The sequence below is a fragment of the Pseudomonas sp. D5(2026) genome (assembly GCF_057766845.1).
The window spans coordinates 1292515-1306242 of record NZ_CM173421.1 but is presented as its reverse complement, the minus strand read 5'-3'; the positions used below and the strand labels follow the sequence as shown (position 1 = coordinate 1306242).

Here is a 13728-nt window from a genome sequence, read left to right as displayed (position 1 = left end):
CACCCCACAAATGCCCCCGGATTAACAAGTTGCGGTAACACCTTGACTCTAATGGCAGGTTTTTAAATTTTAATGATTCTCGATCCCAAAAAACACCCAAGCCGCCTTCGCCCCGCATTTACGGTACTTTCCGACCCTCGGTAGCAGGTTTTGTGAAAATTTCATGAAGTGTTGCGAATTTTGAGCACGCTTGTTGCATTCCCTTCCCGCCAAGTCGGCACGACATCTGCAGTGGCAGGTGAACGCGACAAATAACAACAGCGACATGGGTTACCAGGGAGTTTCCTCAACCGGAATCGGCAGTTACAGATTCGTTACGGTGCCAGGAACAGCGCTGAGGTTATACGGCCCCTGAAACGGGGCGTGATTTGCGACATGGAAATACTTAAAAGCGACACGGCGAAAAAGTTCCGCAAAGAGTGCTTATAGCCATATCGCCAACAACAGTCTGCGTGCTATACATTTTCGCCGACATAACAAGAAAGAGCTGCCCCATATAACTAAAAGACTTGGACGCAGCGGTACTCTTCCTAAAAACCAAAGGAGCAAATCACGATGCGCGTGATGAAGTGGAGCATGATCGCCCTGGCCGTTGCGGCAGGGACCTCGCAGTTGGCAATGGCCTCGGCACAGGACGAGTCCAAAGGTTTCATCGAAGACAGCAAGCTGAACGTCAAGACCCGCATGCTGTATTTCAGCCGTGACTTCCGTAACAACGATAGCGGCAAGAGCCGCGTTGAAGAAACCGGCCTTGGCTTCCTCGGCACCTTCGAATCGGGCTTCACCCAAGGCACCGTAGGCTTCGGTGTCGACGCCATCGGCATGCTGGGCCTCAAGCTGGACAGCGGTAAAGGCCGCGCCGGCACCGGCCTGTTCCCGACAGGTTCCGACGGCCGTTCGCAAGACGAGTACTCCGAAGGCGGCGGCGCAGTGAAAATGCGCATTTCCAACACCGTGCTCAAGTTCGGCGACCAGTTCACCGCCCTGCCAGTACTGGCTACCGACGACAGCCGCCTGCTGCCGGAAGTGGCTGAAGGTGGCCTGATCACCAGCAACGAAATCGATGGCCTGACCCTGCATGCCGGTCACTTCACCGCGCTCAACGCCCAGGCTCAGACCTATCACGACAGCCTGAACCTGACTGAAGCCAACGTCTTTGGTGGCACCTATGCCATTACCGACAGCCTCAGCACCAGCGTCTACTACTCGCGTATCGAAGATCACTTCCGCAAGTGGTACGGCAACATCAACTGGGCGCTGCCGATCAGCGACAAGCAAGGCCTGGTGTTCGACTTCAACATCTATGACACCAAGTCGATTGGCAACAACCTGACCGGCGCATGGGTAAGCAAGTCCGACGGCACCAATGAGCTGGACAACATCGCAGCCAGCCTGTCGGGCGCCTACAACATTGGCGCCCACACCTTCACCCTGGCCTACCAGAAAGTCAGCGGCGACGGTGATTACGCGTACGGCGTGGACGGTGGCGGTACCGTCTTCCTGGCCAACTCCGTTGCCCGTTCCGACTTCAACGCCGAAGACGAAAAATCCTGGCAAGCACGCTACGACCTGAACTTCGCCGAGTTCGGTGTACCTGGCCTGACCTTCATGACCCGTTATGTTCGCGGTACCGGTGCCACCACCCGCACCACCGACAGCGGCAAGGAATGGGAACGCGACATCGACGTCAAGTACGTGATGCAAAGCGGCCCAGCCAAGGACCTGAGCTTCCGCGTTCGTCAGGCCACCTACCGCTCCAGCGACGGTGTGTACTACGGCTCCTCGTCGATCGACGAACTGCGTCTGATCGTGGAGTACCCGCTGAGCATCCTGTAAGCCTGGCTTGCAGTGCCCCGCACCTGAAAAAGCCCGGCAATCACGCCGGGCTTTTTCTTGGCTGACAAGTGTCACGCCCTGGGGCATCCTGTACGCCTTCGTTTCCCCCCCGTACAATGCGGGGCTATTTCAACGTCTTAGGCAATCGACACGGCTAACCATGCGCACCAGTCAATATTTGCTCGCCACCCAGAAAGAAACCCCTGCCGACGCAGTGGTCATCAGCCATCAGCTCATGCTGCGTGCCGGCATGATCCGCAAACTGGCCTCCGGCCTGTACACCTGGCTGCCGATGGGCTTGCGGGTAATGCGCAAGGTCGAAGCCGTGGTGCGCGAGGAAATGAACGCCGCCGGCGCCCTGGAAGTGCTGATGCCGAGCATCCAGCCCGCCGAACTGTGGCAGGAATCCGGTCGCTGGGAGCAATACGGCCCTGAACTGCTGCGCGTGAAAGACCGCCACCAGCGCGACTTCTGCGTCGGCCCTACCCACGAAGAAGTGATCACCGACCTGGCCCGTAACGAGCTGTCCAGCTATAAACAGCTGCCGCTCAACATGTACCAGATCCAGACCAAGTTCCGTGACGAGATCCGCCCGCGCTTCGGCCTGATGCGTGGCCGCGAGTTCATCATGAAGGACGCCTACTCGTTCCATGCCGACCAGGCTTCCCTGCAGGAAACCTACGATCGCATGCACCAGGCGTACACCAATGTGTTCACCCGCCTGGGCCTGGACTTCCGCCCTGTGCAGGCCGACACCGGCTCGATCGGTGGCAGCTACTCGCACGAGTTCCACGTACTGGCCGAGTCCGGCGAAGATGACGTGATCTTCAGCGACAGCTCCGACTATGCCGCCAACATCGAGAAAGCCGAAGCCATACCGCGTGAAACCGTGCGTCCAGCGCCTACCGAGGAGCTGCGCCTGGTCGACACCCCGAACGCCAAGACCATCGCCCAGTTGGTGGAGAACCACGGCCTGCCGATCGAAAAGACCGTCAAGACCCTGATCGTGCGCGGCGCCGAAGAGGGCAAGCTGATTGCCCTGATCGTCCGTGGCGACCACGAACTGAACGAAATCAAGGCCACCAAGCTGGAACAGGTTGCCGACCCGCTGGTCATGGCCACCGAAGCCGAACTGCGCGAAGCCATTGGCGCCGGTGCCGGCTCGCTCGGCCCGCTCAACCTGCCACTGGAAATCATCATCGACCGCTCGGTTGCCCTGATGAGCGACTTCGGCATTGGCGCCAACATCGACGACAAGCACTACTTCGGCGTCAACTGGGAGCGCGATCTGCCGGTTCCACAAGTCGCCGACCTGCGTAACGTGGTCGAAGGCGACCCAAGCCCTGACGGCCAGGGCACCCTGGTTATCAAGCGCGGCATCGAAGTGGGCCACATCTTCCAGCTGGGCACCAAGTACAGCGAGGCGCTGAAGTGCCAGGTGCTGGGCGAGAACGGCAAGCCGGTCGTACTGTCGATGGGTTGCTACGGCATTGGCGTATCCCGCGTGGTTGCTGCTGCCATCGAGCAGAGCTATGACGACAAAGGCATCATCTGGAATGACGCCCTGGCTCCGTTCCAGATTGCCCTCGTACCGCTGCGCTACGAAACCGACGTGGTCCGCGACGCAACCGACAAGCTGTATGCAGAACTGACCGCCGCCGGCTATGAAGTGCTGCTGGACGACCGCGACAAGAAAACCAGCCCAGGCATCAAGTTTGCCGACATGGAGCTGATCGGCATCCCACACCGCATCGTCGTCAGCGATCGCGGCCTGGCCGAAGGCAACCTGGAGTACAAGCACCGCACCGAGCAAGACGCCCAGACGTTGCCGCTCAATGAAGTGCTGACCTTCCTGCAGGCCCGCGTTCGCCGCTGATAATCAATGCACGAGTGATCATGTTCAAGCGAAGTACCTTTACCCTGGGGGGTGCCGCACTATGCGGCACCCTGCTCCTCAGCGGCTGCGCCAACCAGATGTCCCAGCGCAGCGACCATGAGGAGCGCGTCGAGCGCAAACTGCTCGAGCACACCCTGCAGATCGATGTCGGTGAGCCGAAGGTGATGGAGCTTCCGCAGCGACGTGTGCGCGTGCATGAGCAAAAGCGCTTCGAAGTCACCGAGTTCGAAGTGACCCGTCGCTATGACCGCTACACGCCGTACCAACCCTGGCGTGAGATCTACGAGATCCCGCTGGGTGCAGTGGCCGTGGTGGCGGGTGTCGGCGCCAATGTGGTCAACGTCTTCGCCCTGGGCAACCTGCCGCAAAGCATCACGCATGACTGGCTCAGTTATGGCGTGGATGGGCTCAACCCGTTCATGAACGTGCCCTCCAACGGCCGCGCCCAGCAAAACCTGGCCGGGATCAGCGAAGTGCAGAAAGGCAAGCGCGAGGAATCCACCAGCCTGCCCTGGAGCGAGCGCCTGGTCGAGGTCAAGGCCGGCAAGATGACCCACGAGCTGACCACCGACCGCAATGGCGTGCTGCGTCTGAACCTGCTCGACAGCCCGTTTTCCGAGCAGAACCTCAACCACGTCGGCACCTTGCACCTGCAGGTACATGATGAGGACAATGCGGTAAGAGGCGATGCCAGCCTGCTGGTCAGCGCTACCCTGCGCAATAAGCTGCTTGAAGCCCATGAGCTGATCTTCGATGACCTCGAAGATGATGATGTCGGCCAGTGGGTGCACCGGGTCAAGCGCTTGTCCGAGCTGGGCCTTGAAGAGGAAGCCAGTGAAATGGAACAGAGCCTGATCGAGCTGACCCGCAACGATCCGGAGCTGCAGCAGGAGTTCTTGCAGTCGCTGACCAAGGCCACTGGCCGGTTGGTGGCCGATCCGGGCGTGCATTAACAGAATGGGGCTGCATTGCAGCCCCTTTCATTTATTAGGCGGGAACAGCTCCAGCTGTTCATGCGCCCCCCGCAAGTCACGCAACCGCACCCCTACCCCTAGCAAGCGTACCGGCTTGCCACCACGGGCGAATGCCTGCCCCAGCAATTGCCGATAACTCTCCAGGTCCCGGCCCGCGCCCGCCTGCTCCATGGTGGTCTGGCTGAAGTCATGGAACTTGACCTTGACGAACGGTTTGTCTGGCCGGTAACTGCTGTCCATACGGGCGATGCGTTCGTTCAGGCTGTCCAGCAATTCGGGCAGCCGCGCCAGGCAACTGGTCAGGTCTGGCAGGTCGGTATCGTAGGTGTTTTCAACACTCACCGACTGGCGTCGGCTGTCGTTGTGCACCGCACGCTCATCGATCCCCCGCGCCAGCCCCCACAACCGCTCGCCAAAACTGCCGAACTCGCGCACCAATGCCAGCCGTGACCACTCACGCAAATGCAGGCAGGTTTCGATGCCCAGCCGCGTCAGTTTGTCGGCCGTCACCTTACCCACCCCATGCAACCTGGCCACCGGCAAGGCTGCAACGAACGTTTCCACTTCATTTGGGGTAATCACAAACAGCCCGTTGGGTTTGCGCCAGTCACTGGCGATCTTGGCCAGAAACTTGTTAGGCGCCACGCCAGCCGACACGGTGATATGCAGGGTGCGGGCAACACGCCGGCGTATATCCTCGGCAATGCGCGTGGCGCTGCCCGAATACCACTGGCTGTCGCTGACATCCAGATAGGCTTCGTCCAGCGACAAAGGCTCGATAAGCTCCGTGTAGTCGCGAAAGATCGTGTGGATTTCCCGCGAAGCCTCGCGGTAGGCCTCGAAGCGCGGCTTGACGATCAACAGATCGGGGCAGAGCTTCAGCGCATGCCGCGACGACATGGCCGAGCGCACGCCATAGGCGCGTGCTTCATAGTTGCAGGTGGCGATGACCCCGCGATGGTCGGGCGAGCCCCCCACCGCCATGGGCCGACCGGCCAGGCGCGGGTCGTCACGCATCTCGATCGCAGCGTAGAAACAATCGCAGTCGACGTGAATGATCTTGCGCAAGGACATGGACGACCGTCAGCACTGTAAATTCATACAGATAGTATCGCATGCGCCCTGCTCTGAAACAGCTCACCTGCCTGGCCACACGATAATCGGCCTGAAAGCCCCGCCGTGCCTGAGCTGCATACTGTTATCAAGCGCTAAGGGTTTGAACAAAAAAGGTTTTTCCAAAACAATTGCTTGACATCGGGGCGCAAATCCGTAGAATTCGATCTCACAGGCGCGGGATGGAGCAGCCTGGTAGCTCGTCGGGCTCATAACCCGAAGGTCGTCGGTTCAAATCCGGCTCCCGCAACCAGATTCGAGAAAAGGCCACTGTTAACGCAGTGGCCTTTTTCTTTGCCCGCAAAAAAGCCTTTTCGAAAAAGCTCGAAAAATCAATGCCTAGCGCTTGACATATAAACTGTACGCTGTAGAATTCGCCCCACTGACGCGGGATGGAGCAGCCTGGTAGCTCGTCGGGCTCATAACCCGAAGGTCGTCGGTTCAAATCCGGCTCCCGCAACCAGATTCAAGAAAAGGCCACTGTTAACACAGTGGCCTTTTTCTTTGCCTGCTGATAAGCGTTTTCGAAAAAACATCGATAAATCAAAGCCTAGCGCTTGACATACAAACTGCACACTGTAGAATCCGCCCCACTGACGCGGGATGGAGCAGCCTGGTAGCTCGTCGGGCTCATAACCCGAAGGTCGTCGGTTCAAATCCGGCTCCCGCAACCATATTCGTCAGAACAAACCCCGCCTGTGTAAAGCAGCGCGGGGTTTGTTGCTTTATACCTTCCTGATTCTTGTCGCCTCGATTTTCCCTACCCTCATGCCAACTCGCAGGCTTGAGATGCCGTATCCAGGATGAACTATCTTTAACCGTGCCAGGCAGCTGCAAACGCCTGCGGCCGGAGTAACATTGGATACGTTTTCCTAAGGGACTTTCACTTGGCCGCACCTCTCCTTCACCTCGCGCAGCATGCCCGGGGCATCTCATGACTTCGCACAATCCCGAACCTCCGGTGCCACTCGCTACGGCGCTACCCGGTGCTGTGCAGCGCCTGCCCTTGCTCGAACGCCTAAGTCGCTACCGCCAGCCCATAGGCCTGATGGTGACCCTGCTACTGTTCACGATGGCCTTGATTGCCTGCCGCCACCTGCTGAACGAGCTGGACATCTATGCCTTGCACGATGCGATGCTCAGCGTGCCGACCCAGTCATTGCTGGGCGCCTTGCTGGCAACGGTGATCGGCTTTGTGATCCTGCTGGGCTACGAGTGGTCGGCCAGCCGCTATGCGGGCGTGAAACTGCCAGCACGCAGCCTGATATTGGGCGGTTTCAGCGCCTTTGCCATCGGCAACGCCATCGGCCTGTCGATGCTCTCTGGCGGCTCGGTTCGCTATCGCCTGTACGCACGCCTGGGCCTTGGTGCTGGCGAGGTCGCACGCATGACCGTGTTTGCCAGCCTGTCACTGGGCTGCGCGCTGCCGCCACTAGCCGCTCTGGCGACATTGAGCAACCTGCCGGCGGCCTCGACAGCACTCGGGTTGGCGCCCGGCCTGCTGGCCGCTGTCGCCAGCGCCGTGCTGGTGCTGTCTGCCTTGCTGGTCATTGGCTTGTACCGCCGACGCCTGGCCGAGCAACCACTGGCCGATAACCTGCTCGTTCAACTGGGCCGGCGCACACTTCGCCTGCCCAATGCGCGCCTGGCGGTCCTGCAACTGCTGATTACCGCGCTGGATGTGGCGGCGGCAGCCACCGTGCTCTACCTGTTGCTGCCAGAAGCCCCTCCTTTCGGCGCCTTTGTGCTGGTGTACCTGCTGGCCTTGGCTGCAGGCGTGCTCAGCCACGTACCGGGCGGCGTCGGGGTATTCGAAGCGATCCTGCTGGCGGCCTTTGCCGACCAACTCGGTGCCGCACCGCTGGCCGCTGCCTTGCTGCTGTACCGGCTGATCTATGTGGTACTGCCACTGCTGCTGGCCTGCGTGTTGCTGCTGGCCAATGAAGCCCGACGCCTGCTGTTTGCACAACAGGCCATCAAGGCCGCTTCGGGTCTGGCCGCACCGGTCCTGTCGATTCTGGTGTTCCTGTCCGGCATGGTGCTGCTGTTTTCCGGCGCCACGCCGGAGATAGACACGCGTCTGGAGCACATGGGCTTCCTGGTGCCACACCGGCTGATCGATGCCTCTCATTTCGGCGCCAGCCTGATCGGTGTGCTATGCCTGCTACTGGCCCAAGGCCTGCGTCGGCGCCTGTCCGCCGCCTGGCTACTGACCACCGTACTGTTGCTGGTCGGCGCCCTGCTGTCGCTGTTGAAGGGTTTTGACTGGGAAGAGGCTTGCCTGCTGACCTTCACCGCTGCCCTGCTCGCTCTATTCCGCCGCTCGTTCTATCGCCCCAGCCGCCTGCTGGAGCTACCCTTCTCGCCGGTGTTCCTGGTGGCCAGCGCCTGTGCGGTAGGCGCATCGGTGTGGTTGCTGCTGTTCGCCTACCAGGATGTGCCTTACAGCCATCAGCTATGGTGGCAGTTCACCCTGGATGCCGACGCTCCACGGGGTCTGCGCGCCGCCATGGGCAGCGCCTTGCTACTGGCTGCCGTGGCACTGACGTGGCTGCTGCGCACGGCGCCGCCGGTGATCCACCTGCCCGATGAAGAAGAGCTGCAACGCGCCAACCGTATCCTGCAGGCCTCCGACCAGCCCGACGGTGGCTTGGCGCTGACTGGCGACAAGGCGTTGCTGTTCCACCCGCGTGATAATGCGTTCCTCATGTACGCCCGGCGCGGCCGCAGCCTGGTGGCGCTGTACGACCCAATAGGCCCGGCCCAGGAACGCGCCGAGATGATCTGGCAGTTCCGCGACCTGTGCGACCTGCATAACGCACGGCCAGTGTTCTACCAGGTGCGTGCGGAGAACCTGCCGTTCTATATGGACATCGGCCTGACCGCATTGAAGCTGGGCGAAGAAGCCCGGGTCGACTTGCGCCGCTTCGACCTTGAAGCCAAAGGCAAGGAGATGAAGGACCTGCGCTACACCTGGAACCGCGGCGGACGCGATGGCCTGAGCCTTGAGATCCATGAGCCCGGCCACGCTCCGCTGGCTGAGCTGAAGGAAATTTCCGATGCCTGGCTCGGCGGCAAGAGCGTGCGCGAGAAAGGCTTTTCGCTGGGGCGCTTCAGCCCGGACTACCTGCAACACTTCCGCATAGCCCTGATTCGCTTCCAGGGCCGCCCGGTAGCCTTCGCCAACTTGCTGGAAACCCATGGAAACGAGCTGGCCAGCCTCGACCTGATGCGTGCGCACCCCGAAGCGCCAAAGCTGACCATGGAATTCATGATGATCGGCTTGATCCTGCACTACAAAAGCCATGACTACGGGCGTTTCAGCCTGGGCATGGTACCGCTGTCCGGTCTGCAACCAAGGCGTGGCGCCCCCTTGACCCAGCGCTTGGGTTCACTGGTGTTCCGCCGTGGTGAACAGCTTTACAACTTCCAGGGGCTTCGACGCTTCAAGGACAAGTTCCAGCCGGACTGGGAACCCCGCTACATGGCCGTGCCAGCCGGGCTCGACCCGCTGGTGGCACTGGCCGACACCGCCGCCCTGATTGCAGGCGGCCTGACTGGATTGGTGAAACGCTGATGACCCGACGCTTTTGGCTGTACCTGCTGGTTCCCCTGCTGCTGGCCGCCTTGGGTGGCGCGCTGGCCTTCTGGCTGTGGACGCGCCCGGCCCCCGAGGCACGCCTGGAACAAATGAGCATCAATGACACCAGCATCACCCTTGTTACCCCTGGTGTGCACCCCAAGGTCCGGGTGGCCATCGGTGTGCCACAAGACCAGGCACTGACGGGCAAGCAACTGCTCGACCTGAGCCAGGCCGGTGAAGCCCAGCTGGTGCAGGTAATTCTGCCGCCTAATGACTGCAGCAAGCAGCAACAGGCCATGGACCAGGCGCTGGCGCAACTGCCAGGAAAACCGACCCTGGTCGCAGGTATCGGCCCCGGTGCCGCTCAGGCCTGGCGTTGGCTGGCCAGCCAGGACAATGACAAGGCGCGGGCCATTTCCGTGGGCTTCACCCTCGAACAGCCTGGCTGCCAGGCACCGCTGCCCAAATCGGCTGCCCATGGCCACTGGAACGTCGCCTGGAACGACAACCCGGATGACGCCAGCGCCGCGTTCGTGCGCGACCAGGCCAACGCCGAAACCAGCATCAGCGACTACGACATCCACTTGCCACAAGTGCTCAAGGCGCAACTCACCCAAGCCCTGGTCGGCCATGACGGTAACGCACTGGCCATGCCGGTGGTCGAGGTGCCGGCCGGGCAAACGACAGACACGGTCACCTTGTTCCTTTCTGGTGATGGCGGCTGGCGCGACCTGGACCGCGACGTGGCCGGGGAAATGGCCAAGCTGGGTTACCCGGTGGTAGGCATCGACACGCTACGCTACTACTGGCAGCACAAGACCCCGGAACAAAGCGCCGCCGACCTTTCCGAGCTGATGCATCACTACCGGCAGAAGTGGGGTACCAAGCGCTTCGTATTGACCGGCTATTCGTTCGGCGCCGATGTGCTGCCGGCGATCTACAACCGCCTGCCGGTCGAGGACCAACAGCGTATCGACGCGGTGATGCTGTTGGCCTTTGCGCGCAGTGGCAGTTTCGAGATCGAGGTCGAGGGTTGGCTGGGCAAGGAAGGCCAGGAAGCGCCAACCGGGCCGGAAATGGCCAAGCTGCCAGCACCCAAGGTCGTCTGCGTGTATGGCGTAGAGGAAACCGACGAAAGCGGTTGCACGGAAAACACGGCAGTAGGTGAGCACCTCAAACTGCCTGGCGGGCACCACTTCGACGAGAACTACCCGGCACTCGCCAAGCGGTTGATTGGCGAGATCGAGACACGCCAAGGCAAGTCCCGCGTAGCTGAGCAGAATTGACAGGCATCAGGGCCGCTCTGCGGCCCTGACAGTACCGTATAACCCAATTCAGATCTCGACCTGCGTCCCCAGCTCGATCACCCGGTTCAACGGCAGGTTGAAGAAGCGCAGGTTGCCGTTGGCATTCTTCAGCAAGAACGCGAACAGGTTGCCCCGCCAGCGCGACATCCCCTCCAGCCGTGACGCGATCACCGTCTCGCGACTAAGGAAGTAGGTGGTGCGCATCGGCGTGAAGTCCAGGCCATCCAGATGGCACAGCTTCAACGCGGCAGGCACGTCCGGCTCATCCATGAACCCAAAGTGCAGCAACACACGGAAGAATCCGTCGCCATAGGCTTCCACCTCGAAACGCTCATGTTCCGGCACCCGGGGCCGGTCTTCGCTGACCACAGTCAGCAACACCACCTGGCTGTGCAGCACCTGGTTGTGCAGCATGTTGTGCAACAGCGCATGCGGCACGGCATCGGAGCGCGCAGTTAGAAACACTGCCGTACCCTCGACCCGGTGCGGTGGCTGAATGCGGATGCTGCTGATGAACAATGGCAACGGCAGCGCACCTTCATCGATGCGCTCGACCAGAATCTGCTTGCCGCGCTTCCAGGTGCTCATCAGCAGGAACAGCACACCGCCGGCCAACACCGGGAAGGCACCGCCCTGGGCGATTTTCGGCACGTTGGCGGCGAAGAACAGCCCGTCGACTAACAGGAAGCCGACCAGAATCGGCACTGCGAGCAGCGGCGGCCACTTCCACAGCAGCAGCATCACCGCGGATACCAGAATGGTGGTCATCAGCATGGTACCGGTGACCGCAACCCCATAGGCAGCCGCCAGAGCGCCCGACGACCCGAAGCCGATGACCAACAGGACCACGCCCGCCATCAGCGTCCAGTTCACCGCACCAATGTAGATCTGCCCCTGCTCGTCGCTTGAGGTGTGCTGAATGTGCATACGTGGGATGTAGCCCAGCTGGATGGCCTGACGGGTCAGGGAGAAGGCCCCGGAAATCACCGCCTGCGAGGCGATAACCGTGGCCATGGTGGCCAGCCCGACCAAGGGCAGCAGCGCCCAGTCCGGCGCCAGCAGGTAGAACGGGTTGCGCGCCGCCTCCGGGTTTTGCAGCAGCAGTGCACCCTGGCCAAAATAGTTGAGCAGCAGCGCCGGTAGCACCAGGATGAACCAGGCCCGGGCAATCGGCTTGCGGCCAAAGTGCCCCATGTCGGCGTACAGCGCCTCAGCACCGGTCAGCGCCAGCACCACCGCACCAAGAATGGCCACGCCGATGCCTGGGTGCACCACGAAGAAGTTGACTGCCCAGCCCGGGTTGAACGCCTTGAGCACTTCCGGGCTCTGCGAGATGCCATGCACACCCAGCGCGCCCAGCGCCACGAACCAAGTCACCATGATAGGACCAAACAGCTTGCCGATCTTCTCGGTGCCGTGCTGCTGCACCAGGAACAGTGCCACCAGCACCACCAGCGAAATTGGCACTACCCAGTGGTCGATACCGTCGAAGGCCAGGCCTACGCCCTCCACCGCCGACAGCACCGATACCGCCGGGGTGATCATACTGTCACCATAGAACAGCGAAGCGCCGATCAAGCCACAGATCACCATAAGCGTGCGCAGCCGCGGGTAGGCCGCCGTGGCCCGCCGCGCCAGTGCAGTCAGCGCCATGGTGCCGCCCTCACCCTGGTTATCAGCACGCAAGATGAACATCACGTACTTGAACGACACCACCCACAGCAGCGACCACAGGATCAGCGACAGGATCCCCAGCACGCCATCATGGTTGACCGACACCCCATAGCCGCCGGTAAAGACCTCCTTGAGGGTGTACAACGGACTTGTGCCGATATCGCCATAAACCACACCGACCGCCGCCACGAGCAGGCCCACCGACCGCGACGCCCCCTGCTTCCCCTCGTGCCCGCCCTCAGCGTGACTGCTTGCCTGAACCATCGACCACTCCCGCAAACGGCCTTTACGGCCCTTGGTAATCACTTTGCCGCCAGGCCCTTGAAGGCACCCCGGCGCAACGGCGCGAAGCATAGCGCAGCGTTCGTCGTATTTCTGCTGGTCAAGCGCCCTTGCGCTCGCTAGAATTGCGCACTTTTTGATCAGAGGCGCCAAAAGCGCCCGTCAAGTTCGTCCCCGATTCCGGCCGGGCGACCTGTATTCAATACCGAGGTTAGTCATGTCCACCACGCCCGCCACCCCCAAGGCAGGTTTCGGTTTGGAAGGCTTGGGTTGCCCTGATGACTCTCAATCTATACTTGAACGTTGATCCTACCTCTCCTATACCGCTCATCCCCTAATCAAGAAAATCACACGCTGACACAGGCGCCACCTTGTACAACGTAGACGAACCCCCTATCATCCAGCTACGCCATTGACGCACACAAGGGACTGCATGATCTTCATCGAGACCCCAGTATTCACCTCCGATCTCAAGGAGCATCTGGATGATGAAGAATACCGGGCTTTGCAGGCCTATCTGGCCGAGCATCCCGAAGCAGGTTCTCTCCTAGAGGAAACCGGCGGCCTCAGAAAAATCCGCTGGGCAGCCAAGGGCAAGGGCAAGAGTAGGGGTGTACGAGTGATCTACTACCATGTCACTGCAGCCCACCAGATCCGTATGATTCTGATCTATCGCAAGGGAATCGTGGATACCTTGACGAGCAGTCAGAAAGCGCAGCTTCGCGCACTAAACAAAGGGTGGAAATAATGGATAAGAATCTCTTCGATCGTCTTGTGGAAAGCATGACTCAGATGGATGAGATCGATCGCGGTGAGCGTCAGCCCTCGCGTGAATTCCACGTAGACGCAGTTCAAGTCAAAAAGATTCGTCAAGCCACCGGCCTCTCACAGGCTGCGTTTGCCAAACGTATTGATGTCGCAGTAGGGACTTTACGGAATTGGGAACAGGGCCGTCGCGAGCCTGAAGGACCAGCTCGTGCCTTGCTTCGAGCGATTCATAACGATCCTGAGCACGTACTTGCGGCATTGAGCTAAGTATACAAAAGCCCACAGTAGCGCTTT

General features: G+C 60.7%; 9 protein-coding genes and 3 tRNA genes. 10 read left to right on the top strand and 2 right to left on the bottom strand.

The features are described from left to right. Nucleotides 1–555 precede the first annotated feature (555 nt). The 3 genes from AC3B5Q_RS05985 to AC3B5Q_RS05975 all read left to right on the top strand — a co-directional run bounded on the left by AC3B5Q_RS05985 (nt 556) and on the right by AC3B5Q_RS05975 (nt 4686). Entirely contained in the window at nt 556–1836 is a 1281-nt protein-coding gene (locus AC3B5Q_RS05985) for an OprD family porin (RefSeq protein ID WP_021783328.1), read from the top strand. 160 nt (nt 1837–1996) lie between these two features. After that, nucleotides 1997–3712 carry a proline--tRNA ligase gene (locus AC3B5Q_RS05980; protein ID WP_021783327.1) on the top strand — a complete coding sequence of 572 codons (1716 nt, stop codon included), beginning with the start codon at nt 1997–1999 and terminating at the stop codon, nt 3710–3712. 20 nt (nt 3713–3732) lie between these two features. Then, entirely contained in the window at nt 3733–4686 is a 954-nt protein-coding gene (locus AC3B5Q_RS05975) for a YceB family lipoprotein (RefSeq protein WP_021783326.1), read from the top strand. A gap of 27 nt (nt 4687–4713) precedes the next feature. Here AC3B5Q_RS05975 and dinB read toward each other — a convergent pair whose 3' ends face one another. After that, complete coding sequence (gene dinB / locus AC3B5Q_RS05970; RefSeq protein ID WP_162149595.1) at nt 4714–5775, bottom strand: DNA polymerase IV; 1062 nt, start codon at nt 5773–5775, stop codon at nt 4714–4716. Nucleotides 5776–5996: 221 nt separating this feature from the next. On the opposite strand from dinB, the gene AC3B5Q_RS05965 reads away from it, so the two are divergent. From AC3B5Q_RS05965 to AC3B5Q_RS05945, 5 genes are all read left to right on the top strand, one after another. Then, nucleotides 5997–6073: transfer RNA gene (locus AC3B5Q_RS05965), tRNA-Met, on the top strand. A gap of 133 nt (nt 6074–6206) precedes the next feature. Continuing rightward, nucleotides 6207–6283 (top strand) — tRNA-Met (locus AC3B5Q_RS05960). Nucleotides 6284–6417: 134 nt separating this feature from the next. Next, nucleotides 6418–6494 (top strand) — tRNA-Met (locus tag AC3B5Q_RS05955). A 260-nt stretch (nt 6495–6754) separates the two neighbouring features. Continuing rightward, nucleotides 6755–9397 (top strand): bifunctional lysylphosphatidylglycerol flippase/synthetase MprF, encoded by a 2643-nt coding sequence (gene mprF / locus AC3B5Q_RS05950; RefSeq protein ID WP_103444798.1) that lies wholly within the window; start codon nt 6755–6757, stop codon nt 9395–9397. Further along, nucleotides 9397–10689 carry a virulence factor family protein gene (locus AC3B5Q_RS05945; protein WP_084850355.1) on the top strand — a complete coding sequence of 431 codons (1293 nt, stop codon included), beginning with the start codon at nt 9397–9399 and terminating at the stop codon, nt 10687–10689. The genes mprF and AC3B5Q_RS05945 overlap by 1 nt, the downstream gene beginning before the upstream one ends. A 48-nt stretch (nt 10690–10737) precedes the next feature. Here AC3B5Q_RS05945 and AC3B5Q_RS05940 read toward each other — a convergent pair whose 3' ends face one another. After that, nucleotides 10738–12648, bottom strand: coding sequence for a potassium transporter Kup (locus tag AC3B5Q_RS05940; protein ID WP_021783322.1), 1911 nt, complete (start codon nt 12646–12648; stop codon nt 10738–10740). 451 nt (nt 12649–13099) lie between these two features. On the opposite strand from AC3B5Q_RS05940, the gene AC3B5Q_RS05935 reads away from it, so the two are divergent. Together AC3B5Q_RS05935 and relB are read left to right on the top strand one after the other, a co-directional pair. Continuing rightward, nucleotides 13100–13414, top strand: a complete 315-nt coding sequence (locus AC3B5Q_RS05935) for a type II toxin-antitoxin system RelE/ParE family toxin (protein WP_103462108.1) — start codon at nt 13100–13102, stop codon at nt 13412–13414. Continuing rightward, the gene (gene relB / locus AC3B5Q_RS05930; RefSeq protein ID WP_103462107.1) at nt 13414–13701 is read left to right on the top strand and encodes a type II toxin-antitoxin system RelB family anti-toxin transcriptional regulator; all 288 of its coding nucleotides are present in this window, start codon (nt 13414–13416) and stop codon (nt 13699–13701) included. Before AC3B5Q_RS05935 ends, relB begins: the two co-directional genes overlap by 1 nt. Nucleotides 13702–13728: the final 27 nt, after the last annotated feature.